Source organism: Kitasatospora sp. NPDC001119 (genome assembly GCF_053598475.1).
In genome coordinates this window covers 1-25,200 of the sequence record NZ_JBSFKI010000020.1, presented here as the reverse complement: position 1 = coordinate 25,200, position 25,200 = coordinate 1, and the positions used below count along the sequence as shown (strand labels likewise).

The following is a 25,200-nucleotide window of genomic DNA, read 5'->3' as shown; positions in this document are numbered from 1 at the left end:
TCGATCCGCCCCTTTCCTTCCGGTTGGTCCGGAGTTCGCCGCTGGTTAGGGTGGAACGGTGCCCCGCCCCCAGCCAGGCCACCGCGCCGCGCGGACGACGGTCGCCACCCTGCTGCTGCTCAGCGCCGTGGCGTACACCGCCTGGGTGCTGGAGGTCGTGCTGAGCACCGGACTCGACCCGGTGCAGGCGTACATCAGCGAACTCGCCGCCGAGGACCAGCCGCTGGGCGGCCTGTTCCGGGCCACCGACCTGGCCGCCGGACTCTGCCTGCTCGCCGCCGCCGGCACCGCCCTCGCCACCGGGCGGGTCGGGGCCTCGCGGCGGCGGCGCTGGGCGCTGGCCGGCTGGTCCGCGCTCGCCCTGTTCGGCGCCGCGACCGCCGCCGACTCCCGGCTGCCGCTCAGCTGCGCCCCCACCAGCGACGAGATGTGCGCCGCCCGGGAGACCGCCGGGCTCGTCCCCGCCACCCACACCGCGCACGCGGTCACCAGCAGCCTCGCCATGGCCGGGGCGCTCACCGCGCTGGTCTCGCTCACCGTGGCCGCCCGGCGCTACCACTGGTGGCCGCCGGTGCGCCGGTTCGGGCCCTGGCTGCTGGGCGCCGAGCTGCTCGCCACCGGCTGGAGCCTCGCCTCGATCGCCGCCTTCCAGGCCGGGCACGGCACCTGGGCGCTCGGGGCCGGGCAGCGGCTCCAGGTGCTGCTGGTCGCGCTCTGGCTCGGCCTGCTGGCCCTGGGCGTCGCCCGCTCGGACGGTACGGACGAGGACGCCGAGGCCGCCGAGGTGAACCAGGGGGACGAGGGGCGGCGCCGACCGACCGAACCGTCCCCGGGACGGAGGCCGACATGAGCACCGCCGGACCGGAGGCCGTCGACCGGGCGCGCTTCCTGCGCGTCGACGGCGTCCCGCTGCACGTCCGCACCGAGGGCAGTGGCCCGGTCTGCCTGCTCTCCGGCGGCCTCGGCAGCAGCTGGTTCGACTGGGACCTGGTCGTCCCCTTCCTCACCCCGTACCGCACCGTGGTCCGCTTCGACCGGCCCGGTTACGGGCTGAGCGCCGGGGAGCCCGCCACCGGGCGGCCCGCGCCGACGGCGGCCGGCGAGGCCGGGCGGATCCGGGCGGTGCTGGACGGCCTCGGGCTGCGGGAGCCCTGCACCGTGGTCGGGCACTCGCTCGCGGGCTTCCACGTCGAGGCCTTCGCCCGGCTGCACCCCGAGCGGACCGCCGGGCTGGTGCTGGTCGACGGCAGCGTGGAGGCGGCGGCCCGGCCCTACCTGGCGCCCGCCGCGCGCGACCTGGCGGCCCGGGCGGTGGCCGGCGCCGCCACCGCCCTCGCCGTGCCCTACCTGCTGGGCCCGACCGCCCGCCGGGCCATGGCCCGGCTGTCCACCGTCCGCCGCGAGGATCTCGCCCCGGCGCCGCTGGTCCGGCACTGCTACCGCACCGGGCGGGCGCTGCGCGCGCTGCTGCGGGAGAACGGCCGCTACCTCGACACGGCCGCCGAACTGGACGAGCTGCGGCGCACCCGGCCGCTGGCCGAGGACCTGCCGGTGACCGTGCTGGCCGCCGACGACGGCTGCCGGACCCGCCGCACCGAGGACTGGCTGGCCCGGCAGCGGGAGCTGGCGGCACTGCTCGGGGCGGACTTCCGCACCACCGCCCCGGCCGGGCACCTGGTGATGTTCGACCGCCCGGACGCGGTGGCCTCGGCGGTGCTCGACACCCGCTGAGCGGTCGGCCCGGGTGCCGGGGGCCGCGAGGGCGGGTGCCGGGGCACGGATCAGCCCCCGGACTGGGACCTCCGCCGGGTGATCTCCCGCTTCACGGCCCGGGGGACCGGCAGGTCGCGGGCCAGCTGCCGGACGGCGTGCCGGGTCTCGGCGCCGTCCGGACCCCGGTAGAGCCGGCGCTCCAGCCCGGCCGCCCCGATCAGGCCGGCCAGCTGCCGGTCGCGCTCGTCGGCCGGATCGGTCGGATCAGCCGCACCGGTCGGACCAGAGAGACCAGAGAGCCCGGAGAGCCCGGAGAGCCCGGCGCGCGCCAGCGTGGCCGCCGTCCGGGCGGCGATCAGCGCTCCGGCGTCCGGCCGCACGGCCGTCCAGCGGCGGTAGGGCAGCCCGAGGAAGCGGTGGCTCCGGACGGTCAGCACGCCCTGCCCGACCATCCGGTCCAGGTGGTGGTGGGTCGCCCGGCCGTGCGGGTGGGTCAGCGCGCGCAGCGCGTGTTCGAGGGTCCGGGGCCGGCCCTCGCCCGCCTGCCCGAGGTCGGCCAGGACGGCGGCGGCGAGTTCGTCCTGGTCGCCCGGCGGCCGGTGGGCGGTGATCCGGCGCCCGTCGACGGTGATCGTGCCGGCCAGCTGGAGCTCGGCGAGGACGGCGCCCGCGACCGCCGTCGAGAGGGTGAGGGCGGGGATCCGAAGGCGTCCGTCCGCCGGGTCGGCGCAGAGCAGCAGCAGTTCCTCGGCCAGGGGCCGGGTGCCGGTGTCGGGGGAGTTCATGGGGAGAAGGCCTACCCGGCCCGGAAACGCCTCAGGCCGCCCACCGGAGTGGACGGCCTGAGACCTTGCCATGTGCGCCGCCAGGGACTCGAACCCCGGACCCGCTGATTAAGAGTCAGCTGCTCTAACCAACTGAGCTAGCGGCGCTTGCTGACGTCGAAGACTTTACACGCCGCCGACCGGATCCACCGAATCGTGTTCGAGTGATCACCGATTGTCACTGCCCCTGGGTTGCCGGCTCCGGGTGGTGGCAGGCCGCCTGGTGGTCCGCCCCGGGGGCGCCGAGCAGGGCCGGCCGCTCCTGTTCGCAGCGGGCCCGGTCCGCCGGGGCGGTGAGCGCGGCGTAGCGCGGGCAGCGGGTGCGGAAGACGCAGCCGGTGCGGCGCTCGGTGGGCGGGGGCGGGTCGCCGGCCAGCAGGACGCGGTCGCGGGCGCGCTCGGCGGCGGGGTCGGGCAGCGGGACGGCGGAGAGCAGGGCGCGGGTGTACGGGTGGCGGGGGCGGTCGAAGACGGCGGAGACCTCGCCCTGCTCGACCGTCCGGCCGAGGTACATCACGCTGACCCGGTCGGCGAGGTGCCGGATCACCGAGAGGTCGTGCGAGACGAACAGGTAGGAGAGGCCCAGTTCGGCCTTGAGGGCCTGGAGCAGGTTGAGCACCCCGGCCTGGATGGAGACGTCCAGGGCGGAGACCGGCTCGTCCAGCACCAGCAGCCCGGGCCGGACGGCGAGGGCCCGGGCGATCGAGACGCGCTGGCGCTGGCCGCCGGAGAACTGGTGCGGGTAGCGGACGGCGTGCTCCGGGTCGAGGCCGACCTGGCGCAGCAGCTCGGGCACCCGGCGGGCGATCTCCTCGCGCGGGGCGCGCTGGGCGAGCAGCGGTTCGGCGACGATGTCGCCGATCGGCATCCGGGGGTCGAGGCTGGCCATCGGGTCCTGGAAGACGATCTGCACCCGGGCGCGGAGCCGGTGGGCCTCGGCCCGGGTGAGCGTCGCGGTGTCGTGGCCGAGCAGTTCGATCCGGCCGGTCTCCGGGGCGCCGAGCCGCAGCAGTTCGAACAGGGTGGTGGACTTGCCGGAGCCGGACTCCCCGACCAGGCCGAGGGTCTCGCCCTCCCGCAGGTCCAGGTCGACGCCGTCCACCGCGTACACCTCGCCGACCTTGCGCTTGAACACCGTGCCCTTGAGGAGGGGGAACGTTTTTTCCAGGCCGCTCACCGACAGCACCGGCGTCCGGGAGGAGCGGTCGACGGGGCCGGCGGCGGCCGTCGGCAGCTCCGGAACGGGGTAGACCTCGGCCGGCGCGGGCCGTCGCTCGGCGAGCTCCGCCGACCGTACGCAGGCCGAAAGGTGCTCCTCCGTACCCTCCAGGGCGGGCTCGGCCGTCGTGCAGCGCTCCTCCGCGAGCGGGCAGCGCGCCGCGAAGGGGCAGCCCGGGGGCAGTTCGGCCATCGGCGCCGGGGTGCCGGGGATCGGTACGAGCGGACCGCCGCGCCCGTCCAGCCGGGGCAGCGCGCCGATCAGGCCGAGCGAGTACGGGTGGTGCGGGGCCGCGAAGAGCTCGTCCACCCCGGCCGTCTCGACCACCCGTCCGGCGTACATCACCGCGACCCGGTCGGCCGCCCCGGCGATCACCCCGAGGTCGTGGCTGACCAGGACGAGCGCCGCGCCGGTCTCCCGCTGGGCGGTGCGCAGCACGTCCAGCACCTGGGCCTGGATGGTGACGTCGAGGGCGGTGGTGGGCTCGTCGGCGAGCAGGATGTCGGGATCGTTGGCGACCGCCATGGCGATCATCGCGCGCTGCCGCATGCCGCCGGAGAACTCGTGCGGGAAGCTGTCCAGGGCCCGGTCGGGCGCCGGGATGCCGACCAGGTCGAGGAGTTCGGCGGCCCGGCGGCGCGCGGCGGCCCGGTCCACCCGCTGGTGGACGCGGACCGCCTCGGCGATCTGGTCGCCGATCCGGTAGACCGGGGTGAAGGCGGACAGCGGGTCCTGGAAGACCATGGCGATCCGGCGGCCGCGGATCGCGGCGAGCTCCCGGCCCGGCAGCCCGACCAGTTCCCGCCCGTCCAGCCGCACCGAGCCGCTGACCCGCGCCGTGCCGGGCAGCAGCCCGAGCACGGACAGCGCGGTCACGGACTTCCCGGAGCCGGACTCGCCGACGATGCCGAGGGTCTCGCCGCGCCGCAGGGTGAGGTCCACCCCGCGGACGGCGGGGACCGGGCCGTCGGGCCCGGCGAAGTCGACCCGCAGGTCCCGGACGGCGAGCAGCGGGGTTTCGACGGTGGTGGTCACGGGAGCTTCCTACGGCTGGCAGGGCGGTGGGAACGGCGGGTGGACCGGGAGCGGCGGGCGGACCGGGAACGGCGGGGCGCGGCCCCGGAGGTGGGGTCGAGGGCGTCGCGCAGCCCGTCCCCGATCAGGTTGACGGCGAGCACGAACAGCACCAGCAGCGCCGCGGCGAAGTAGAACAGCCAGGGGAACACCGGGGCCTCGCCGGTCCCGGCGGCGAGCAGGGTGCCGAGCGAGACGTCCGGCGGCTTGACCCCGAAGCCGAAGTAGGAGAGCGCGGTCTCGCTCATCACGGCGCCGCCGACCGCGATGGTGGCGTCGATGATGAGGAAGGAGGCGACGTTCGGCAGGATGTGCCGGCTGATGATCCGCAGCGGCCGCACGCCCATGAACCGTGCGGCGAGGACGAATTCGCGCTCGCGCAGGGAGATGGTCATCGAGCGGACCACCCGGGCGGTGATCATCCAGTTGAACAGGGCGAGCAGCAGGACGAAGGCGATCCAGCCGGCGCTCTTCAGCCGGGACGAGACGATGGTGATGATCAGGAAGGCCGGGAAGACCAGCATCAGGTCCACCAGGAACATCAGCGCCCGGTCGGTCCAGCCGCCGAAGTAGCCGGCGCAGGCGCCGACGACGGAGGCCAGCACGGTGGAGAACAGCGCCACCAGCAGACCGATGACCAGCGACTTCTGCAGGCCGCGGACGGTCTGCGCGAAGACGTCCTGGCCGACCCCGTTGGTGCCGAACCAGTGTTCGGCGGACGCGGGTTGGTGCAGCGCGGAGAAGTCCGGGGCGGCGTAGTCCCAGGGTGTGAGGTACGCGCCGCCGAAGGCGAGCAGGAACAGCAGCAGGACGATGACGGCCCCGGCGACGGCGCCGCGGGCGGCGAGCAGCCGGCTGAGGACGAGCCGTCCGCGGCCGGTGCCCCGGGGGGCGGTGGTCGCGGCGGAGGGCTCGGCGACGGTGGTGGTCATTCGGCTCTCCTCCGGTCAGGACCGCACGCGCGGGTCGAGGGCGGCGTGCAGGGTGTCCGCGAGGAAGCCGGAGACGAGCACGACGACGGCGGTGAACAGGTTGATCGCCACCACCGAGTTGACGTCCTGTTCGTTGATCGACTGGATCAGCCACTCGCCCATGCCGTGCCAGCCGAAGATCGTCTCGGTGAAGATCGCGCCGGTGAAGATGCCCAGGAAGCTGTAGGCGAACATCGTCGACATCGGGATCACCGCGGTCCGCAGCCCGTGCTTGAGCAGCGCCCGGCCGCGGGTCAGGCCCTTGGCCTCGGCGGTGCGCAGGTAGTCGGAGCCGAGCACGTCGAGCATGGTGCCGCGCTGGTAGCGGCTGTAGGTGGCGAGGCCGCCGAGGGCCAGCGAGATGGTGGGCAGCAGCAGGTGCAGCGCCCAGTCGGCGAGGTGGGCGCCGAGGCCGCCGGCGAGCCCGGGGGTCTCGTAGCCGGTGAACGGGATGACGTCGTGGCCGGCCGCGTCCTTGGCGGCGATGGCGCCGTTCTTGAGGAACAGCGCGACCAGGAAGACCGGGGTGGAGAGCAGCACGAAGGACAGCACGGTGAGCAGCCGGTCGGAGATCCGGTACTGGCGCACCGCGCTCCAGGCCCCGGCCGCGACGCCGAGGACCATGCCCAGCAGGCTGCCGAGCAGCAGTAGCCGCAGCGAGACCCAGACCCGGCGGCCGAAGTCGTCGGTGACCGGGGTGTCGTGGATGGTCCGGCCGAGGTCGCCGTGGAGCAGCCCGCCGGCCCAGTGGCCGAAGCGTTCGACGACCGGGGTGTGGTCGTTCAGGTTGAGCGCCGTGAGCTGGCGTTCGACCGATTCGACGGCCGGGCGGGGGACCTTGGCGTCGAAGTAGGTGCGCGGCTGCAGGGCGGTCGCGGAGATCGCGTACGCCAGGAAGACGGCGGCGATCAGCAGCACCGCGTAGTAGCTCAGCCGCTTCGTCAGGAAGCGGAGCATCAACGGCCGCCCGTCACGGTGCGGGTGGGGCCGACGCGTCTGGTGGGCATCGGGTGGGGGCCTCCGGTCCGGGCCCGTTCGGGGCGTCGGTTGGCAGGGTTCGGCGGATCGTCAGATGGCGTGACTAGTCGGTGAGTTGGGAAAGCGCAGGTCAGAGTGAAGCACCCGGGCGCTGAGGCGGTGTTGCGCCCGTGTTGCCGCGTGTGACTTTTCGATCAGGTGTGCCCTCCTCCCCCTGGTGGCGGATCTGATCCGCTGTTACCTTCTGCTCGCCCGGTGCCGAATTGGCTGCCCACGCTCAAGCCCCGTCACACCTCTCGCGCCCCAACTCCCGTCATCGATCCCAGGGGGACCCTCATGGACGCTTCCACCACGGCCCGCCGCCTCGGCCGGGCCGCCGCGCTCGCCGTCGCCGTCGCGCTCGCGGTCACCGCGTGCACCTCGGGCGGGGGCGGCTCCGCCGACAACGCGGCGAAGAGCGAGCCGCCGGGCCCGGGCGCCAACGACCTCAACCCCAAGCCGCTGGACCAGGTCAAGGACGGCGGGGAGGTGCGCTTCCCGCTCTACCAGTGGATCACCCAGTGGAACCCGCTACAGGTGGACGGCTACTACGGTTCCGCGGTCTCGATCATGCGCAACCTGGAGCCCTCGCTCTTCACCACGGACGCCGCCGGCAGCTTCCTGCCCGACCCGGACTACCTGGTGGACGCCAAGGTCACCTCGACCTCGCCGCAGGTGGTCACCTACCGGCTCAACCCCAAGGCCAAGTGGTCGGACGGCAAGCCGCTCGGCTACCTGGACTTCAAGACCGACTGGCAGGCCGCCGGTGGCAAGGACCCGGCGTACAACGTCTCCGACCCGTCCGGCTACGAGCAGATCTCCGCGGTCGAGCAGGGCGCCGATCCGACCGAGGTGAAGGTCACCTTCGCCGAGCCGTACGCCGACTGGCAGAACCTGTTCCGCCCGCTGATCCCGGCGGCCGGGATCTCCACCCCGGACGACTTCAACAAGGGCTGGGTGGAGAAGATCCCGATCACCGCGGGCGCGCTGAAGGTCGGCACGGCGGACAAGACCGCGCAGACCCTGACCCTCGTCCCCGACCCGGCCTGGTGGGGCACCAGGGCCAAGGTCGACAAGGTCACCTTCCGGGTGATGTCCCAGTCGGCGACGACCCAGGCGTACCTCAACAACGAGATCGACTACGCCGCGGCCGGCACCGCCACCGCGTACGGGCAGCTCAAGGACGCCAAGGACACCGTGATCCGCAGCGCCAGTCCGTGGGACGAGGTGCACATCTCCTTCGGCGGCTCGGGTGCGCTGAGCGACGGGAAGGTCCGGCAGGCGCTCGGCAAGGCGCTGGACCGCTCCGCACTGATCAAGATCGCCAACAACGGCGTGCCGGTGGAGTTCAAGCCGCTCGGCAACCACATCTTCATGCCCAACCAGACCGGCTACCAGGACACCTCCGGCGACTGGGCCAGGTTCGACCTGGCCGCCGCCAAGAAACTCCTGGACGAGGCGGGCTGGAAGGAGGCCGGCGGCGGTCAGCCGCGCACCAAGGACGGCCGGCCGCTGGAACTGCACTGGGTGCTCAACGACTCCACCCCGCAGGCCCAGATCGACCTGGCCACCGCGGCGGTGGCGATGTGGCAGGCGGCCGGGGCCAAGGTCAGCCTGGACAAGGTGCCCGCCAACGACTTCTTCACCAAGTACGTGAACCCGGGCAAGTTCGAGATCGCGAGCTGGCGCAACACCGACTCCTTCCCGCTCTCCAAGAGCCTGACCAACTTCCGGCTGCCGGTGGGCGACAACAGCTTCAGCAACCCCTCGCGCCTGGGCAGCCAGGAGATCGACGAGCTGCTGAAGAAGGCCGCCGGGACGGTCGACCCGGCGGAGGCCGCGAAGCTCTACAACCAGGCGGACGCGAAGATCTGGGAGCTCGGCCACACCGTCGAGCTCTACCAGCGGCCGGAGGTGGTGGCGACCCGCAAGGGCCTGGCCAACTACGGGGCCTTCGGTCTGGCGGGGGAGGACTACAGCAAGCTCGGCTGGGAGAAGTAGCCGCCGCCGGGGCGGGGCGGGCCGCACGGCAGGCGCTGGCGAGCAGCGCGGTGATCACGAGGCCGGTGGCGCGGACGCGGGGGGATCGGCTCCGCCGCCCCCGCAATCCCGCCACCCGCCTTGACCTTCCGCGTTGCCCGCACGCCACCCGTGTCGTGGGGCCCGGCAGGGCCCGCGCTCTTCCAACCGGGGAAGAATCTAGCGGCGCTCCGGTCGCTCGCGACGCAGCGCGCGGGGCGCGCCCGGAAACCCGCCGCGCTGTCACCCGGTTCGCGCACCGGAGCGTCAACTACGGCTGACGGCAAGGAAAAAAGGGGACATACGGGGCCATCGTGCCCGGGGGCGCGCGGCCTTTCCGGGCCGCGCCGGTGCGTGCACGGCCGTCACGCCCGCGTGCAGAGCCGTCGCGCCGGTGCGTGCGCCGGGCCGGGGCCGCTGCCAGGATGCGCGGGACGGTCCCCCCGCCCTCCTCCCGACTCCCCGGAGCAGCTCCGATGGCCAGTGACCCCGCCGCGACGGCACGCCCCAGCCACCCCGTCGATCCGCCGCCGGTGCGCCGGATGGTCCCGCGCGACCGGAACGAGCCGCACCGGGTCGCCACCCCGCTGGAGCTCTTCTTCGACCTCTGCTTCGTGGTCGCGGTCGGCCAGGCCGGGCGCGAACTGGCGGGCTCGCTGGCGGCCGGGCACTACGGCGACGGCCTGCGCGGCTACGTGCTGGCCTTCTTCGCGATCTGGTGGGCCTGGATGAACTTCACCTGGTTCGCCTCCGCGTACGACGTCGACGACGTGCCGTACCGGATCACCACGCTGGTGCAGATCGCCGGGGTGCTGATCCTCGCCGCCGGCGTGCCGCGGATCTTCGCCACCCAGGACCTGACGCTGGGGATCGTCGGCTACCTGGTGATGCGCCTGGCGATGGTCACCCAGTGGCTGCGCGCGGCCGCCGGCGAGCAGGGCCCGGCGCGCCGGGTCGCGCTGGGCTACGCGGCGGGGATCACGCTCTGCCAGGCCGGCTGGGTGGTGGTGCTGTTCCTGCCGCAGGACGTCCGGCTGTACGTCATCCCGGTCGGGGTGCTGTGCGAGCTGGCCGTACCGGTGGTCGCCGAACTGCGGGCGCGGACCTCCTGGCACCCGCACCACATCGCCGAACGGTACGGGCTGTTCACCCTGATCGTGCTCGGCGAGACGGTGGCGGCGGCGACCGTCGCGGTGCAGTCGGCGGTGGACGAGCACGAGGAACTGGCCCGGCTGGTGCCGGTGGCCGCCGGCGGGCTGCTGATCTGCTTCGCGGCCTGGTGGATCTACTTCGCCCGGTCCGTCCACGAGCACCTTCGTTCCAACCGGCAGGCGCTGGTCTGGGGGTACGGGCACTACCTGGTGTTCGCCTCGGCGGCGGCGATCGGCACCGGGCTGGAGGTGGCGGTGGAGTCGGCGGTGCACCAGGCGCACATCTCCGAGACCGCCGCCACCGCGACGGTCACCGTGCCCACCGCGCTCTACCTGGTCACGGTCTGGTTCCTGCACTCCCGGCACACCAAGCGGGGCGCGGCGGCCCAGGCGGTGGCGCCGGCGGGGGCCGCGCTGGTGCTGGCCTGCACCGCGCTCGGCGGCTCCGGGGTGCTCGCGGCGGGCCTGGTCTGCGCGCTGATGGTGGCGGTGGGCGTGCTGGTCCACGGCCGGGAGAGCCGGCGGGCGGGCGCCCGCCGGGCCTACTGATCCGCGGGGCGTACCGATCCACGGGGCACGCCCAGTCCGAACCGCCCTGTCCGAACCGCCCTGTCCGACCTGCCCGTCAGCCGACCCGGCCCAGCAGCACCGGCTCGTGCCGCGCCAGCCAGTCCAGGTAGGCCGGGTTGACCTTGGCCAGATCCAGGTAGGCGGCCCGCAGTTCGCCGTACAGCGCGTCCAGCGCGGGCGGGCTGAGCACGCGCGGACGCCAGGTGAACAGCAGCCGGACGGCCAGCGGGTCCCCGTGCACCGGGCGGACCACCGTGCCGGGACCGGGCAGTGAGGTGGGCTGGCAGGGGCGGACGGCCTCGCCGGAGGCGACCAGCTCGGCGGCGGTGGCGTTGTCCCGCACCTGGACCACCCGGGGGTTGAGCCCGGCCTCGGTGAACACCCGGCGCATCGCCGCGTACTCGTGGTCGGCGGTCGGGTCGACCATCCAGGTGTCCTCGGCGAGGTCGGCCAGGTGGACGACGTCGCGGGCGGCGGCCGGGTGCCCGGCGGCGAGCGCGACGAACTGCGGCTCCCGGGCCATCAGCACCCGGTGCTCGGCGTCCGGCGGTACCCGCAGCGGGAAGCCCTCGCACTCGTGCACGAAGGCCACGTCCAGCTGGTCGGCGGCGACCATCCGCAGCAGCGCGCTGGCCGAGATGTCGACGTGGATGGTGGTGTCGGTGTCCGGCAGCCGCTCGTGCACCCGGCGCAGCCAGGCCGCGACCGCCCGGCTTCCGACGCTGCCGATCCGCAGCCGCCGCTGCCGGCCGGGGCCGGCCGAGTCCCGCGCCTCCTGGCGGGCGGCGGCCACCAGGGCGGCCATCTCGGTGATCACCGGCCGGGCCCGGGAGAGCACCGAGTGGCCGAGCGCGGTGGGCCGGCTGCCGGTCTGCTCGCGGGTGAACAGGGTGCCGCCGATGGCCCGTTCGATGCGGTGCAGCTGGGTGGTGAGGGAGGGCTGGGTCATGCCGAGCTGGAGCGCGGCCTTGCGGAGGCTGCCGCTGTCGGCGATCGCGCACAGCACCCGGAGGTGTCTCACGTCGAGCTCCACGTCGGGAGCATAGACGCCGTCGCACCCCTTCGCCAAGGACATGACAGGCATTCAAGGCATGCCGAAGGGCCGGCCGACGGACCGACCGGCTGAACGGCCGACGGATCGACCGGTGCGCCGCACGGCGGCACCGGGCCGCTATGCGGTGGTGCTATCGCCGGTTGGCATCATCCGCGACGGCCCCGCCCGGGTCGAAGCTCGGGGGCAGCAACCCGCCCCTCGGCCACCGCCCGGGGCGGCCCCCACCGTGCGCCTCGGCCGGGCCCGGCCCCCATCGGGCCCCGGCGAGCCGGCGCACCGCGAAACCGGAGTCCCCACATGAAGCGATCCGTGCTGTCCGCAGCCCTGGGCCTGGCCCTCGCGGCCGGCCTGACGGTCCTGCCCGCCACCGCCGCGAACGCCGCGCCGGCCGCTCCCGCCGCCCCGGCCGTCCAGGGCTACACCCCCTCGACGTACGCGGGTTCGGCCGCGGAGGCGGCGAACAACCAGGCCTTCTTCCAGGCCGTGATGGCCTCGGCCAAGGCCAAGCAGGCCGCCAACCCGGGCCTGGCGACCGTCACCGTCACCTACGACACCGCGAACGCGCCCTCCTTCACCAGCCAGATATCCCAGGCCGCGCAGATCTGGAACAGCTCGGAGACCAACGTCCAGCTCCAGGCGGCGAGCGGCAGCGGCGACTTCTCGTACTACGAGGGCAACGACAGCCGCGGCTCCTACGCCAGCACCGACGGCCACGGCCACGGCTACGTCTTCCTCGACTACCAGCAGAACCAGCAGTACAGCTCGCTCCGCGTGGTGGCGCACGAGACCGGCCACGTGCTCGGCCTGCCCGACGACTACTCCGGCCCGTGCAGCGAGCTGATGTCCGGCGGCGGCCCCGGCCCGTCCTGCACCAACCCGTACCCCGACGGCAACGAGCGCAGCCAGGTCGACTACCTCTGGGCGAACGGTCTCGCGGCGCGGAACTGACGCGAGCGGCAAGCGGGTTCGGGATGGCGGGCCGCTCGGCCGGAATCGAGCGGCCCGCCACCCCGGGTACTTCCCCGGACCGGAGCCTAGCCGCCGCCGGAACGGAATGCCAGGGGCACGATTGAGTCAAGGCGAGGAAAAGACAGCTCAAATCGACTCCATAGCAGGGGTATTGAACGGTGCTATCGCGGGTTGGCATCATCCGCGCACGCGCCGGGTTGCCCGAAGCTCTGGGGACACCACCCGTTGACCAGGTGTTCCCCCCGGCCGGCCCCCAACCGGCCACGTCACCTCAGGAATCGGAGCCCCCACATGAAGCGATCCGTGCTGTCCGCCACCCTCGGCCTCGCCCTCGCGGCCGGCCTCGCCGTGCTGCCCACCACCGCCGCCGCGGCCGCGACGCCGACCGCCCCGGCCGTGCAGGGCTACACCGCCTCGACGTACGCCGGTTCGGCCGCGGAGGCGGCGAACAACCAGGCCTTCTTCCAGGCCGTGATGGCCTCGGCCAAGGCCAAGCAGGCCGCCAACCCGGGCCTGGCGAGCGTCACCGTCACCTACGACGCCAGCTCCGCCCCCTCCTTCCGCAACCAGATATCCCAGGCCGCGCAGATCTGGAACGGCTCGGTCGCCAACGTCAAGCTGCAGTCCGGTTCGGCCGCCGACTTCCGCTACTACGAGGGCAACGACAGCCGTGGCTCCTACGCCAGCACCGACGGCCACGGGCGCGGCTACGTCTTCCTCGACTACCAGCAGAACCAGCAGTACAGCTCGGTGCGCGTGGTGGCGCACGAGACCGGCCACGTGCTCGGCCTGCCGGACCACTACTCCGGCCCGTGCAGCGAGCTGATGTCGGGCGGCGGCCCCGGCACCTCCTGCACCAACCCGTACCCGAACAGCACCGAGCGCAGCCGCGTCAACTCGCTCTGGGCGCGCGGCTGACCCGGGCGCTGAACCCCGGGCAGTGAACCCCGGACGGTGAACCCCGGACCGGCCGCCTCGGCGCGGCCGGTCCGGGGCCTCGGCGCTTCCCGGGTGCGATCCGGTCCGGGGCCTCGTCGCTCCCCGGCGTTGTCGGTGCCGCGTGCGAGCATGCGGCCGAGACCCGTACGCCCCGACCGCCAGGAGCCACCGCCATGCCCCGTTCCGCCCCCGACCGGCTCGCCGACCTCCCGTACGCCGAGCTGCTGCGCCCGCACACCGGGCCGCTGCGCGCCGACGAGCGGTACGACACCGCGCACTTCGACGGCGGCGAGCACACCGACGAGTCGGGCGCCGGGGCGGCCTTTCTGGAGTGTGCCTTCACCGGTGTCGCGCTCAGCGGGGTCAAGCTGCGCCAGGCAAGGTTCAACGAGGTGTGGGTGCAGGCCGGCCGCTGGGTCGCCTGCGACCTGAGCGACTCCGAGTGGCAGGACAGCTCCTTCGTCGGCGGCGTGCTCGCCGGGGTCGCCGGGTACGGCTCGGCGCTGCGCCGGGTGGTGTTCCGGGGCTGCAAGCTGGAGGCGGTCAACCTGCGCTCGGCCGTCCTGCGGGACGTCGTCTTCGAGGACTGCCTGCTGCGCGACGTGGACTTCGGCGAGGCGAAGCTGACCGGGGTGTCCTTCCCCGGCTCCACGCTGGAGGAGGTCCGGCTGCGCGGCGCCACGCTGAGCCGGACGGACCTGCGGGGCGCCGTCCGGCTCGGCCTGGTCGACGGCCACCAGGGGCTGCGCGGAGCGGTCATCAGCTCGCTCCAACTGATGGAGCTGGCCCCCCAGTTCGCCCACGCGCTGGGGATCGAGGTCAAGGACCGCTGAGCACCTGAGCCCCTCCGCGCGTTCAGCCGGGCGTCGCTCGGTGACGCCCGGGCGAACAGTCCGCCAAACCTGCCGTCGGCACCTGGTGGGCCGGTCGGGCCGAGGTGGAGACTTCTCCGCGATCGATGGCCCCGACTTGTGCACACAACATCGCCAGCGAAGGGACGGACCGGTCTGATGGCCGAGTTGAGTCGTAGGAAGTTCGTCACGCTGTCCGGCGCCGCCGCGGCAGGCCTCGCCGTGGCCGGCACCGGAGCCGCGGGGCCCGCGGGCGCCGCCCAGGGAAGTGGCGCAGCTCCCGCTTCCACCGCCGCGCTCAGCGCGACCGGCACCATCACCGACGCCCGGCACGTGGTGATCCTGATGCAGGAGAACCGCAGCTTCGACCACTACTTCGGCACGCTGCGCGGCGTGCGCGGCTTCGCCGACCGCAGCGCCATCCAGATCTCCGGCGGCTACAGCGTCTTCAACCAGCCGAACGGCCTGCTCGCCCGCCAGTACCCGTGGCAGTTCAGCCAGACCAAGCCGGCCGGCGGAGCGGACCCGGAGCGCCTCGCCCAGTGCAACGGGGACCTCAGCCACGGATGGGGTGACCAGCACAAGGCCTGGAACGGCGGCAAGATGGACTCCTGGGTCGCCGCCAAGGGCAACGTCCGCACGCTCGGCTTCCTCACCCGCCAGGACATCCCGTTCCACTACGCCCTGGCCGAGAACTGGACCATCTGCGACGCCTACCACTGCTCGGTGCTCAGCGCGACCGGCCCCAACCGCACCTACCACTGGTCCGGCCAGATCGACCCGGCCGGCACCGCGGGCGGCCCGGCCTACGACGGCGGCGACGAGAAGGGCCTGCGCTGGCAGACCTACGCCGAGGCGCTGGAGAGCGCCGGCGTCAGCTGGAAGGTCTACCAGAACGCCGCCGACAACTACGGCGACAACGCCCTGGCGTACTTCACGAACTTCACGGGCGCCCAGGCCGGCAGCCCGCTGGCCGTCAAGGGCATGGGCTCGGTGCCCAAGGTCACCGGGCGGACCCCGGACGACATCGCCGCCGCCATCAAGGCCGACGTGCTGGCCGGGACGCTGCCGCAGGTGAGCTGGATCGTCCCCGACCAGGCCTCCTCCGAGCACCCGTACGCCACCCCGGTGGACGGCGCGCACTTCGTCCATATGGTGATCGACGCGCTCAACGCGGACCCGAACGTCTTCGACTCGTCCGTCCTGTTCATCAACTACGACGAGAACGACGGCTTCTTCGACCACGTCCCGCCGCCCGCCGCCCCGGCCGGCACCCCGGGCGAGTTCTACAACGGCACCAACATCGGCCTCGGCTTCCGCGTCCCGCTCATCGCCGTCTCACCGTGGACCCGCGGCGGCTGGGTCAACTCCGAGACCTTCGACCACACCTCGGTGCTGCGCTTCCTGGAGACCTGGACCGCCGCCCTCGGCAAGCCCGCCACCTGCCCGAACATCAGCGACTGGCGCCGCCGGGTCTGCGGCGACCTCACCAGCGTGTTCGACTTCGCCAACCCGGTCTACGGCCTGCCCGCGCTGCCCGACACCTCGCAGACCATCGGCCTGTCCGCCTGCGGCCCGCTGCCCAACCCGGCCCCGGTGAACAACCAGCTCCCGGTGCAGGAGTCCGGCACCCGCCCGGCGCGCGCCCTGCCGTACCAGCCGAACGCCAACCTGGACCACCTGGAGTTCGGCTCCGGCGGGGTGATGAAGGTCTGGATCGCGATGGACAACGGGGGCGCCGCCGCCACCAAGTCCGCGCACTTCGCGGCCTACGCCAACGCCTACCGCGGCGGCGGTCCCTGGCAGTACACGGTGGACCCGGGCGGCAGCACCAGCGACTTCTTCAACTGCGGCACCAACTTCGGTGGCGGCCCGTACGACCTCACGGTGGTCGGCCCCAACCGCTTCCTGCGCCGCTTCAAGGGCGACGCGACGAAGGCGGGCAAGAACGCCGCCGTCACCGCCTCCTACGCGGTCGAGCCGGGCACCGGCAAGCTCGCGCTCTACTTCAAGCTCGCCAACTCCGGCAGCACCCCGATCACGTTCACGATCGCGTCCAACAACTACCGCACGGACGGCCCCTGGACGTACCAGGTCCCGGCCGGCGGCAGCGTGAGCGACTTCTTCAACGCCGTGGCGTACAGCAACGGCTGGTACGACTTCACCGTGACGGTGGATGCGGACAGCACCTGGTCCCAGCGCTTCACCGGCCACCTGGAGACGGGTGCGGCGAGCATCACCGGCTGACCGTCGTTCCCACCGCGCCGAACGGGGCCCCACTCCTCCGCCGAGAAGTGGGGCCCCCGTGTCACCGCCGCCAGAACAGGTGGTGCGCCACACCGCTCGGGCTGGGCACGACCTCCAGGTGGAACCGGTCGAGCAGCTCGTCGGGGGACTCCCAGAGCTTCAGCCCGGTGCCGAGCTTCACCGGGGAGACCGCCACGTGCAGGGTGTCGACCAGGTCGGCGTCGAGGAACTGGCGGATGGTGGTGACCCCGCCGCCGAGGCGGACGTCCTTGCCGCCGGCGGCGTCCCGGGCCTGCTTGAGGACGGTGGCCGGATCGCCGTCGACGAAGTGGAAGGTGGTGTCGGAGAGCGTGAACGAGGGCCGGGTGTGGTGGGTCATGACGAACACCGGCGTACGGAACGGGGGCTCGGCACCCCACCAGCCGAGCCACTCGTGGTCCTGCCACGGCCCGCGCTGGGGGCCGAACTTGTTGCGGCCCATGATCTCGGCGCCGATGTTGCGGTCGAAGTCCCGGGTGAAGTAGTCGTCCAGGCCCCGGCTGCCGCCGGGGTCGGTGCGCATCGGCCAGCTCGCGGTGGCCCCGGCCCAGGAGAAGAGCCGCTCGGGGCGGTCGAGGCCGAACGGCAGCTCGAAGCTCTGGTGCTCGCCGGCCGCGACGCCGTCGCTGGAGACATTGAAGTTCATGACTCTGAGCAGTTGGTTCATGACTGGGGCTCCTGTCCCGTGATCGTGCGGCGGGGTGCCGCACACCGAGACGTCGGAGCGGACCCGGCGGGATTGACATCGGGCCCGGGATTTTTCGAGGACTTTTTCGGGGGCGGTCCGGGCCCGTCAGGCGAACGGGCCCCGGGGGAACCACGGGTCGTGGACCTCGCGGGGCCCGTCCGGGGTCAGCAGGGTGAGGCCGAGCGCGCCGGAGGCGTACTCGGCGAGCTGCACCGAGCCGTGCCGGGTCTCCAGTTCGGCCTGCACGGGCACCGGCAGCTTGGTCAGGGCCCGCCGCAGCTGCAGGGCGTCCCGCCGGCTGATCGGCTGCGGCGCGCGCAGCACCAGCCGCAGCGGGCTCATCGGCCCGGCCACCGGCACGCCGCTGCCCAGCTCGTAGCCGACCGCGCCGATCGGGCCCCAGGGCAGCCGGTGGTCCGCGACCAGCCGGCCGACCTCGGGCAGCAGGGCCAGGGCCGGGATGCCGGCGAGCCGTTCGGGGGCCAGGTGCCCGCGCCGGTCGGGGAGCTGTTCGGGCCGCAGGGTCCGGGCCACCGCCGCCCAGGGGGCCAGGGCGTCCAGCCGCTGGCCCGGGCGCGGGCCGCGCACGGTCACCGGGAACCACAGCTCGGGCGCGGCCTCCGGGTCCCGGGTGCAGCGCTGGGGGTGCGGCAGGTCCACCGGGTTGCCGACCACGGCGGGCGCCCGGCCGACCGTCACCCAGGGGTGCGCCCGCAGCACGGCCCGTGCCCAGTCCGGCAGTTCGCCGCCCGCGAGGGGCCGCAGCGAGCTGGGGCACTGCATCAGCAGCAGGTCGTGGGCGCCGGGCAGCCGGCCGTCCAGGGCGGCCAGCGGGCCGACCCGCCGGCGCGGTCCGTCGTGCTGGTCCTCGGCGGTGCGCCGGGCGGGGCTTCCGGGGTGTACGACGGTCACTGCGGGCTCCAGGGGGTGGCGTGGATGTCGCCGACGGCCACCACCCTCCGCCCGTCCGGCGGCTCCCGGCTACGGCCCTTGGACGCGTTCACCAGGGACCAAAGGCTCAAGGTGCGTCCGTCCGTGCCCGGTGTGAGAGTGGGGGACAGCCCGGCATTCCGTCGTTCCCCCCGGAGGAGGAGCCATGGGCATCTTCGACAGGTTGTTCCACCGGCCGCAGCACGAGTCCGTCGGGCAGGAGTCCGCCCAGCGGGCCGCCCTCGCCCACGACGAGGCCGCCGACGCGTACGGCGACGACATCGAGCGCACCCGGGAGCAGCAGGAACGGCTCGCCCAGGAGGAGGCCGACCGGCGCGCCGCCGAGAACATGACCGCCGAGGGCGACCCCTGGGGCTGAGCCCGGAGCTCAGGCCGTACGCGGCGGCAGCGGCGGGCGGCGCAGGTCAGGCCGGGGGGTGTCGGCGGACGGCGGCTCGGCGGCGGGGGCGTCCTCCAGCAGCTCCAGGGCCAGCTGGACGGCGGCGACCAGCTCCGGGTGGCGTCCCCGGGCCCAGTCGCGCGGGGTGCGCAGCACGTGCACGTCCGGTTCGACACCCCGGTTCTCCACCGTCCAGCCGAGCCCGCCGCCGAACCAGGAGGCGTTCTTCGGCACCGAGATCTGGGTGCCGTCGCCGAGGGTGTGCCGTCCGCTCATCCCGACCACCCCGCCCCAGGTGCGGGCGCCGATCACCGGGCCGAGCCCGAGCAGCTTGATCGCCGCGATGATCACGTCGCCGTCGGAGCTGGTGGCCTCGTCGGCCAGCGCCACCAGCGGTCCGCGCGGTGCGTGCCGGGGCCAGCGGACCGGGCGGCGGTCCCGGGTGAAGTCCCAGGCCAGGACGTGCCGGGAGAGCTTCTCCAGGACGAGTTCGGAGACGTTGCCGCCGGCGTTGCCGCGGACGTCCAGGACCAGCGCGGGCTTGTCCAGTTCGCGCCGCAGGTCCCGGTTGAACTGCGCCCAGCCGGAGCCGCCGAGGTCCGGGATGTGCAGGTAGCCGCACCGCCCGTCGCTGAACTCGCGGACGAGGGAACGCCGTTTGGCCACCCAGTCCTGGTAGCGGATGGGCCGTTCGTCGACCAGCGGGGTGATCACGATCCGCCGCACCGGGCCGTCCGGGGCGCCGCGCAGGGCCAGTTCGAGCGTCGTGCCGCCGGTGCCGGCCAGCAGCGGCAGCGGTCCGCGCAGCGGGTCCACCGGGCGGCCGCCGACCTCCAGGAACTCGTCGCCGTCCCGCACGCCCTGGGCGGCGAGCGGGGCGCGGGCGCGCGGGTCGGAGGTCTCGCCGGGCAGCACCCGGTCGACCAGCCAGCGGCCGTCGGGGGAGCGGTGGGCGTTGGCGCCGAGCAGGCCGAGCGGCTGCTGGGCGAGCACCGGGCCCTCGGCGCGCCGGGAGGGGGTGACGTAGGCGTGCGAGGTGCCGAGTTCGCCGAGGAGTTCGCGCAGCAGGTCGGCGAAGTCGTCGGGGGAGCAGACCCGGTCCAGCAGCGGCTCGTACTGGGCGACCAGCGCGGGCCAGTCTAGGCCGGACATCCGCTCGTCCCAGAACTGGTCCCGGACGATCCGGGCCGCCTCGTGGTAGGCCTGGCGCCACTCGGCGGCCGGGTGCACGGTGTGGGTGATCCGGCGCAGGTCGACGGTGGTGCCGGCGGCGGGGGCGGCGACCGGGACCACCCGCAGCGTCCCGGCCGAGTACACCGCGATCGAGCCGCCGTCCCCGGAGACCGCGTAGCCGTCCAGCTTCTCGACCAGCGTGCTGCGGATGCCCCGGGCCAGGTCGAAGTGCTCCAGCGAGGGGCGCCCCGAGGTGTCCTCCGGGCTGGCGAAGGTCTGCCCGAGGGTGCCGGAGATCGGCCAGCGCAGCCAGACCAGCCCGCCGCGCACCGCGTCGGTGGCCGAGTACTTGGAGGCGATCACCGGGAACTGGAGCAGCCGCTCGCCGATGCCCTCCGGGTCGACCCGGACGGTGCCGTCGCCGCCGTCGCCGTGTGCGGCGCCGTCCTCGGGCGGGGCGGTGAACGGTGAGGGGGTGTCGGCGGCGAGCGGGACGAGGTACGGGCGGCAGCCGACCGGGAAGGAGAGGTCGCCGGTGTGCACGTCGTGGACCGGGTCGAAGCCGCGCCAGGACAGGAAGGCCAGGTAGCGGCCGTCCCGGGTGAACACCGGCTGCTCGTCCTCGAACCGGCCGTCGGTGACGTCGGTGGTCGCCGCGGAGGCGTCGGCGCGGGTGAGCCGGATGCGGCGCAGCGAGCGCCCGGCGACCGGCTCGGACCAGGCGGTCCAGTGCGAGTCGGGGGAGAAGCGGGCGCCGGTGACCGGCCCGTAGCCGGAGGCGGCCAGTTCGCGCACCCCGCCGTCGGCGGCGGAGACCAGCAGCAGCCGCCCGTCCGAGGTGGTGGCGGCGAGCCGGCTGCCGTCGGGGGAGGCGGTGAGCTCCAGGACGCGGCCGATCCGCCCGGCGGCGAGCACCCGGTGGCGGTGCTGCTCCGAGCGGGGGTGCCCCGGCAGCGGCACCACCTCGATCGCGTCGGCGCCCTCGGCGTCGGTGACCCAGGCCGCCTCGCCGGTGTGCCCGAGCACCACCGGCAGCCGGGTGCGCACCCCGGGGGTGTCGGCGAGCGCCCGGGCCGGGCCGTCCTTGTGGGTGAGCCAGTACTGGCTGCCGCGCACGGTGACCACCCCGGCCCGGCCGGTCTGGTCGCAGGCGAGGTCCTTGACCTGGCCGGCGGCGCTGACCTGGTACGGGCGGCGGCCGGCCCGGGCGCCGCCGAGCGGGACGTGCAGCCGGCGCGGGGCGGGGGCGGCCAGGTCGTCCAGCAGCCAGAGGTCGCCGGCGTGCTGGTAGACGATCCGGGTGCCGTCGGTGGCGGCCTCGCGGGCGTAGTAGGAGGCGTGGTCGGTGTGCCGGCGCAGGTCGGTGCCGTCCGGGCGGCAGGAGTAGACGTTGCCGATGCCCTCGTGGTCGGAGAGGAAGGCGATCCGGTCGCCGAGCGGGCCGCCGACCGGCATCGGCGCGGCGAGGTGCCCGGTGTGCCCGGGCAGGATCCGGTCGCCGTCCACCCAGAGCCGACCGGTGGCGCCGCCCCGGTAGCGCTTCCAGGCGGCCGGCCCGTGCGGGGCGGCGCCGGTGAGCAGCACGGTCCGCTCGCGGCTCATCTGGGCGTCGCCGACCGGCCCCCAGGGCATCCGGCGGCCGGGGGAGCCGTCCGGCGGCAGGGCGTGTGCCCAGGTGTAGTGGCCGAAGGGCTCGTGGTAGGAGGTGACGGCCAGCACCTCGCCGTCCGGCAGCCAGCCGCGCACCCGGGTGTCCTGGCTGCCCCAGAAGCTGAGCCGGTCCGCCGGGCCGCCCTCGACCGGGGCGGTCCACACCTCGGGGGTCAGGGCGAGCCAGCTGGTCCAGGCGAGGGTGGTGCCGTCGGGGGAGAAGCGGGGGTGGCTGACCCGGGTGCGGTCGCAGCCGACCCGCCAGGCCCGGCCGGTGCCGCCGCCGTCGGCGTCCAGCGGGGCGATCCAGACGTCGTCCTCGGCGGTGAAGGTGAGCAGGCCGCCGTGCAGGTGGGGGTGGCGGAGGTAGCCGGGCGGGGTCACGCCTCCATCCTTCGACGGGGTGTCACCTCCGGCAACCGGAGGCAACCGGGGGTGGCCGGGGGCGGCCGGGGGCCGGTGGGCCGGGGCCGTCCGAACCGGTCTGGACCATTGACACCTCCCGGCCGGATCCACTTCAGTGGTCTAGTCCAACTTGGGTGCCAGGCCGGGCCGTTCCCCCCACTGGCCCGTGCTCCGGCGTGCCCTCGGACGTCCCCCACGACCGCGCCATCGCAGGAGCACCCGCATGCGCAGAACCCTTCCCGGACAACGCCGCGCCACCATCGCGGCCGGCACCGCCTCCGCCGTCGCCGCGGCCACGCTGGTCGGCGTCACACTCGGCCTGGCGCCCACCGCCTCGGCCGGCGAGTTCCTGGTCAACGGCGGCTTCGAGTCCGGCTCACTCGGCCCCTGGAGCTGCTCCGGCAACTCCGGCAGCGTCGTCACCAGCCCGGTGCACGGCGGCAGTCGCGCGCTCGCCGCGGCCGCCACGGCCGGCGACACCGCCCAGTGCGGCCAGACCGTCACCGTCGCCCCGAACACCACCTACACGCTCAGCGCCTACGTCAACGGCTCGTACGTCTACCTGGGCGTGGACGGCGGCGGCCCGAGCACCTGGACCCCGGGCACCGGCGGCTCGTACCAGAAGCTCAGCCTCAGCTTCACCACCGGCGCCACCCAGACCAGCGCCACCGTCTACACCCACGGCTGGTACGGCCAGGGCACCTACTACGCGGACGACATCTCGCTGGACGGGCCGGGCGCGCCCAGCCCGACGCCCACGCCGACGCCCACCGGGACGGCCTCGCCGACCGCCTCGCCGACCGCGACCCCGACGGGCACCCCGACCGGTACGCCCACCGGCACCCCGACCGGCACGCCCACGGGCACCCCCACGGGGACGCCCACCAGCCCGCCCGCCGGCAGCCACGCCCTGGTCGGCTACCTGCACGCGAGCTTCGCCAACGGCGCCGGCTACACCCGGATGGCCGACGTCCCGAACTCCTGGGACTTCATCAACCTGTCCTTCGGCGAGCCCACCTCCGTCACCTCCGGCGACATCCGCTTCAACCGCTGCCCGGCCACCGAGTGCCCGACCGTCGAGTCGGACGACGAGTTCAAGGCCGCCATCGCCGCCAAGCGGGCCCAGGGCAAGAAGGTGCTGATCTCGATCGGCGGCCAGAACGGCCAGGTCCAGCTGACCAGCACCGCCGCCCGGGACACCTTCGTCAGCTCGGTCTCGGCGATCATCGACAAGTGGGGCCTGGACGGCCTGGACATCGACTTCGAGGGCCACTCGCTCTCCCTCAACACCGGTGACACCGACTTCAGGAACCCGACCAGCCCGGTCATCGTCAACCTGATCTCCGCGGTGAAGACCCTCAAGGCCAAGTACGGCCCGGGCTTCGTGCTGACCATGGCGCCGGAGACCTTCTTCGTCCAACTCGGCTACCAGTACTACGGATCCGGCCCCTGGGGCGGCCAGGACCCGCGCGCCGGGGCGTACCTGCCGGTCATCCACGCGCTGCGCGACGACCTCACCCTGCTGCACGTCCAGGACTACAACTCCGGCTCCATCATGGGCCTGGACAACCAGTACCACTCGATGGGCGGCGCCGACTTCCACGTCGCGATGACCGACATGCTGCTCAAGGGCTTCCCGGTGGCGGGCAACGCGAACAACGTGTTCCCGGCGCTGCCCGCCTCCAAGGTCGCCATCGGCATGCCGGCCACCACCAACGCGGGCAACGGCTACGTCGCCCCGGCCGAGGTGAACAAGGCGCTCGACTGCCTCACCAAGCTGGCCAACTGCGGGACCTACGTGCCGCGTTCGGGCGCGCAGCCGAACCTGCGCGGGCTGATGACCTGGTCGATCAACTGGGACCGGTTCGGCGGCCAGGAGTTCTCCAAGAACTTCAACGGCTACTTCGGCCGCTGAGCAGCCGAGTTCCGGGCCGGCTGATCAGCTGACCCGGCCGCCCGTGGGACCGTGCTTGAACCTGACACCGGTGTGAGGTCCAAGCATGGTCCCCATGGCGACCACACAGCTCACCACCCCGGTACCCCCCAAGCCCTTCCCGCTCCCCGCCCTGCTCGCCCTGGCCACCGCCGTCTTCGTCACCGGCCTCACCGAGAACCTGCCCGCCGGGGTGCTGCCCGGGATGAGCGAGGCGCTCGGGGTCAGCGAGTCCGCGGCCGGGCAGACCGTCACTGTCTACGCGATCGGCTCCGCCGTCACCGCGATCCCGCTCAGCGCGGCCACCGCCGGCTGGGGCCGCAAGCGGCTGCTGCTCACCGCGATGGCGGGCTTCGCGGTGGCCAACACCGTCACCGCGGTCTCCACCAACTACCCGCTCACGCTCGCCGCCCGCTTCCTCGCGGGCGTCGCGGCCGGCCTCGCCTGGGCCCTGCTGGCGGGGTACGCGCGCCGGCTGGTGCCGGTCGACCAGCAGGGCCGGGCCATGGCGGTGGCGATGGCGGGCGTGCCGGTCGCGCTGTCGCTGGGAGTGCCGGTCGGCACCTTCCTCGGGCAGGTGCTCGCCTGGTGGGTGCCCTTCCTGGCCATGACGGCACTGGCGGTCGCCGTGATCGGCTGGATCGCGGCGCTGCTGCCGGACCAGCCCGGGCAGCCGGCCGGTGAGCGCGTTCCGGTCCGGGACGCGCTCACCGTGCCCGGCGTCCGGCCGGTGCTCACCGTGACGGTGCTCTGGGTGCTCGCGCACACCATCCTGTTCACCTACATCGCGCCCTTCCTGGACCGGGCCGGCCTCGGCGGCGCCACCGGCACCGTGCTGCTGGTCTTCGGGCTGGCCTCGCTGGCGAGCGTCTGGCTGGTCGGCGCCCACATCCACCGCCGGCTGCGGCAGCTGACGATCGGCGGCGCGCTGCTGGTCGCCGTGACCGCGGCCGTCCTCGCGGTGGCGTCCGGCAGCACGCCGCTGGTGTACGCCGCGGCGCTGTTCTGGGGGCTCGGCTGGGGCGGCGCCCCGACCCTGCTCCAGACCGCCCTCGGCGACGCGGGCGGGGAGCGGGCGGACGCCGCCCAGGCCGTCCTGGTGACCCTGTGGAACGCCGCGATGGCGGGCGGCGGCGTGCTCGGCGGCCTGGTCCTGAGCGGCCTGGGCACCGGCGCCCTGCCCTGGACGGTGCTCGCGCTGATGCTCCCCGTCCTCGCCGTGGCCACCGCCGCCCGCCGGCACGCCTTCCCGTCGGTGCGGCCCTAGGCCCAATGCCAGTGACTTAGGTTGTGGCTGCTCTGGTGATCGCGATGACTGCGGGGACTGGTGGTGGCCAGTTGCGGTGTTGGACGCGTTTGAGGGG

General features: G+C 74.0%; 19 protein-coding genes and 1 tRNA gene. 11 read left to right on the top strand and 9 right to left on the bottom strand.

Going from position 1 to position 25,200, the window contains the following annotated elements:
- Positions 1-58 precede the first annotated feature (58 nt).
- Both ACWDD9_RS24295 and ACWDD9_RS24290 read left to right on the top strand, forming a co-directional pair.
- Positions 59-850 (top strand): DUF998 domain-containing protein, encoded by a 792-nt coding sequence (locus tag ACWDD9_RS24295; protein WP_449812638.1) that lies wholly within the window; start codon positions 59-61, stop codon positions 848-850.
- A complete protein-coding gene (locus ACWDD9_RS24290) occupies positions 847-1,731 on the top strand; it encodes an alpha/beta fold hydrolase (protein WP_449812637.1) in 885 nt (294 codons plus the stop codon). The genes ACWDD9_RS24295 and ACWDD9_RS24290 overlap by 4 nt, the downstream gene beginning before the upstream one ends.
- A 50-nt stretch (positions 1,732-1,781) precedes the next feature.
- Here the strand turns inward: ACWDD9_RS24290 and ACWDD9_RS24285 are convergent, their stop codons facing one another.
- The 5 genes from ACWDD9_RS24285 to ACWDD9_RS24265 all read right to left on the bottom strand — a co-directional run bounded on the left by ACWDD9_RS24285 (position 1,782) and on the right by ACWDD9_RS24265 (position 6,758).
- On the bottom strand, positions 1,782-2,498 hold the full coding sequence (locus ACWDD9_RS24285; RefSeq protein ID WP_449812636.1) for a GOLPH3/VPS74 family protein: 717 nt from the start codon (positions 2,496-2,498) through the stop codon (positions 1,782-1,784).
- A 73-nt stretch (positions 2,499-2,571) separates the two neighbouring features.
- Positions 2,572-2,645, bottom strand: a tRNA-Lys gene (locus tag ACWDD9_RS24280).
- A gap of 70 nt (positions 2,646-2,715) precedes the next feature.
- A complete protein-coding gene (locus tag ACWDD9_RS24275) occupies positions 2,716-4,791 on the bottom strand; it encodes an ABC transporter ATP-binding protein (protein WP_449812635.1) in 2,076 nt (691 codons plus the stop codon).
- Positions 4,788-5,762 (bottom strand): ABC transporter permease, encoded by a 975-nt coding sequence (locus ACWDD9_RS24270; protein WP_449812634.1) that lies wholly within the window; start codon positions 5,760-5,762, stop codon positions 4,788-4,790. The genes ACWDD9_RS24275 and ACWDD9_RS24270 overlap by 4 nt, the downstream gene beginning before the upstream one ends.
- Positions 5,763-5,777: 15 nt before the next feature.
- Positions 5,778-6,758, bottom strand: a complete 981-nt coding sequence (locus ACWDD9_RS24265; protein ID WP_117487891.1) for an ABC transporter permease — start codon at positions 6,756-6,758, stop codon at positions 5,778-5,780.
- A gap of 357 nt (positions 6,759-7,115) precedes the next feature.
- On the opposite strand from ACWDD9_RS24265, the gene ACWDD9_RS24260 reads away from it, so the two are divergent.
- Together ACWDD9_RS24260 and ACWDD9_RS24255 are read left to right on the top strand one after the other, a co-directional pair.
- Positions 7,116-8,819, top strand: coding sequence for an ABC transporter family substrate-binding protein (locus ACWDD9_RS24260; protein WP_449812633.1), 1,704 nt, complete (start codon positions 7,116-7,118; stop codon positions 8,817-8,819).
- Between the two features lie 494 nt (positions 8,820-9,313).
- Positions 9,314-10,537 (top strand): low temperature requirement protein A, encoded by a 1,224-nt coding sequence (locus ACWDD9_RS24255; RefSeq protein ID WP_449812632.1) that lies wholly within the window; start codon positions 9,314-9,316, stop codon positions 10,535-10,537.
- 76 nt (positions 10,538-10,613) lie between these two features.
- Here ACWDD9_RS24255 and ACWDD9_RS24250 read toward each other — a convergent pair whose 3' ends face one another.
- Entirely contained in the window at positions 10,614-11,591 is a 978-nt protein-coding gene (locus ACWDD9_RS24250; RefSeq protein WP_241853111.1) for a LysR family transcriptional regulator, read from the bottom strand.
- A gap of 318 nt (positions 11,592-11,909) precedes the next feature.
- Here ACWDD9_RS24250 and snpA (ACWDD9_RS24245) point away from each other — a divergent pair, with 318 nt between their 5' ends.
- From snpA (ACWDD9_RS24245) to ACWDD9_RS24230, 4 genes are all read left to right on the top strand, one after another.
- Entirely contained in the window at positions 11,910-12,560 is a 651-nt protein-coding gene (gene snpA / locus ACWDD9_RS24245; protein ID WP_449812631.1) for a snapalysin, read from the top strand.
- 312 nt (positions 12,561-12,872) lie between these two features.
- The gene (snpA, locus tag ACWDD9_RS24240; RefSeq protein WP_449812630.1) at positions 12,873-13,499 is read left to right on the top strand and encodes a snapalysin; all 627 of its coding nucleotides are present in this window, start codon (positions 12,873-12,875) and stop codon (positions 13,497-13,499) included.
- A gap of 194 nt (positions 13,500-13,693) precedes the next feature.
- A complete protein-coding gene (locus tag ACWDD9_RS24235) occupies positions 13,694-14,353 on the top strand; it encodes a pentapeptide repeat-containing protein (RefSeq protein ID WP_049652227.1) in 660 nt (219 codons plus the stop codon).
- A 177-nt stretch (positions 14,354-14,530) separates the two neighbouring features.
- Positions 14,531-16,618 (top strand): phosphocholine-specific phospholipase C, encoded by a 2,088-nt coding sequence (locus tag ACWDD9_RS24230; RefSeq protein ID WP_380741402.1) that lies wholly within the window; start codon positions 14,531-14,533, stop codon positions 16,616-16,618.
- A 61-nt stretch (positions 16,619-16,679) separates the two neighbouring features.
- Here ACWDD9_RS24230 and ACWDD9_RS24225 read toward each other — a convergent pair whose 3' ends face one another.
- Both ACWDD9_RS24225 and ACWDD9_RS24220 read right to left on the bottom strand, forming a co-directional pair.
- A complete protein-coding gene (locus tag ACWDD9_RS24225) occupies positions 16,680-17,324 on the bottom strand; it encodes a dihydrofolate reductase family protein (protein WP_449812629.1) in 645 nt (214 codons plus the stop codon).
- A gap of 126 nt (positions 17,325-17,450) precedes the next feature.
- On the bottom strand, positions 17,451-18,257 hold the full coding sequence (locus tag ACWDD9_RS24220) for a phosphoribosyl-dephospho-CoA transferase MdcG domain-containing protein (RefSeq protein ID WP_117487882.1): 807 nt from the start codon (positions 18,255-18,257) through the stop codon (positions 17,451-17,453).
- Between the two features lie 184 nt (positions 18,258-18,441).
- Between ACWDD9_RS24220 and ACWDD9_RS24215 the strand changes: the two genes are divergently transcribed.
- Positions 18,442-18,654, top strand: a complete 213-nt coding sequence (locus ACWDD9_RS24215) for a hypothetical protein (protein ID WP_049651940.1) — start codon at positions 18,442-18,444, stop codon at positions 18,652-18,654.
- Between the two features lie 9 nt (positions 18,655-18,663).
- Here ACWDD9_RS24215 and ACWDD9_RS24210 read toward each other — a convergent pair whose 3' ends face one another.
- Positions 18,664-21,882 (bottom strand): S41 family peptidase, encoded by a 3,219-nt coding sequence (locus tag ACWDD9_RS24210; protein ID WP_449812628.1) that lies wholly within the window; start codon positions 21,880-21,882, stop codon positions 18,664-18,666.
- 244 nt (positions 21,883-22,126) lie between these two features.
- Between ACWDD9_RS24210 and ACWDD9_RS24205 the strand changes: the two genes are divergently transcribed.
- Entirely contained in the window at positions 22,127-23,818 is a 1,692-nt protein-coding gene (locus ACWDD9_RS24205) for a chitinase (RefSeq protein ID WP_117487880.1), read from the top strand.
- 94 nt (positions 23,819-23,912) lie between these two features.
- The gene (locus ACWDD9_RS24200) at positions 23,913-25,103 is read left to right on the top strand and encodes an MFS transporter (RefSeq protein ID WP_375874705.1); all 1,191 of its coding nucleotides are present in this window, start codon (positions 23,913-23,915) and stop codon (positions 25,101-25,103) included.
- The last annotated feature ends 97 nt before the right edge of the window (positions 25,104-25,200 follow it).

Bases quoted from the DNA above. Each gene is read 5' to 3' on its own strand.
- ACWDD9_RS24260 (WP_449812633.1), top strand. From the start codon at position 7,116: ATGGACGCTTCCACCACGGCCCGCCGCCTCGGCCGGGCCGCCGCGCTC.
- ACWDD9_RS24290 (WP_449812637.1), top strand. From the start codon at position 847: ATGAGCACCGCCGGACCGGAGGCCGTCGACCGGGCGCGCTTCCTGCGC.
- ACWDD9_RS24265 (WP_117487891.1), bottom strand. From the start codon at position 6,758: ATGCTCCGCTTCCTGACGAAGCGGCTGAGCTACTACGCGGTGCTGCTG.
- ACWDD9_RS24205 (WP_117487880.1), top strand. From the start codon at position 22,127: ATGCGCAGAACCCTTCCCGGACAACGCCGCGCCACCATCGCGGCCGGC.
- ACWDD9_RS24235 (WP_049652227.1), top strand. From the start codon at position 13,694: ATGCCCCGTTCCGCCCCCGACCGGCTCGCCGACCTCCCGTACGCCGAG.
- snpA (WP_449812630.1), top strand. From the start codon at position 12,873: ATGAAGCGATCCGTGCTGTCCGCCACCCTCGGCCTCGCCCTCGCGGCC.
- ACWDD9_RS24270 (WP_449812634.1), bottom strand. From the start codon at position 5,762: ATGACCACCACCGTCGCCGAGCCCTCCGCCGCGACCACCGCCCCCCGG.
- ACWDD9_RS24285 (WP_449812636.1), bottom strand. From the start codon at position 2,498: ATGAACTCCCCCGACACCGGCACCCGGCCCCTGGCCGAGGAACTGCTG.
- ACWDD9_RS24200 (WP_375874705.1), top strand. From the start codon at position 23,913: ATGGCGACCACACAGCTCACCACCCCGGTACCCCCCAAGCCCTTCCCG.
- ACWDD9_RS24255 (WP_449812632.1), top strand. From the start codon at position 9,314: ATGGCCAGTGACCCCGCCGCGACGGCACGCCCCAGCCACCCCGTCGAT.
- ACWDD9_RS24230 (WP_380741402.1), top strand. From the start codon at position 14,531: ATGGCCGAGTTGAGTCGTAGGAAGTTCGTCACGCTGTCCGGCGCCGCC.
- snpA (WP_449812631.1), top strand. From the start codon at position 11,910: ATGAAGCGATCCGTGCTGTCCGCAGCCCTGGGCCTGGCCCTCGCGGCC.
- ACWDD9_RS24225 (WP_449812629.1), bottom strand. From the start codon at position 17,324: ATGAACCAACTGCTCAGAGTCATGAACTTCAATGTCTCCAGCGACGGC.
- ACWDD9_RS24215 (WP_049651940.1), top strand. From the start codon at position 18,442: ATGGGCATCTTCGACAGGTTGTTCCACCGGCCGCAGCACGAGTCCGTC.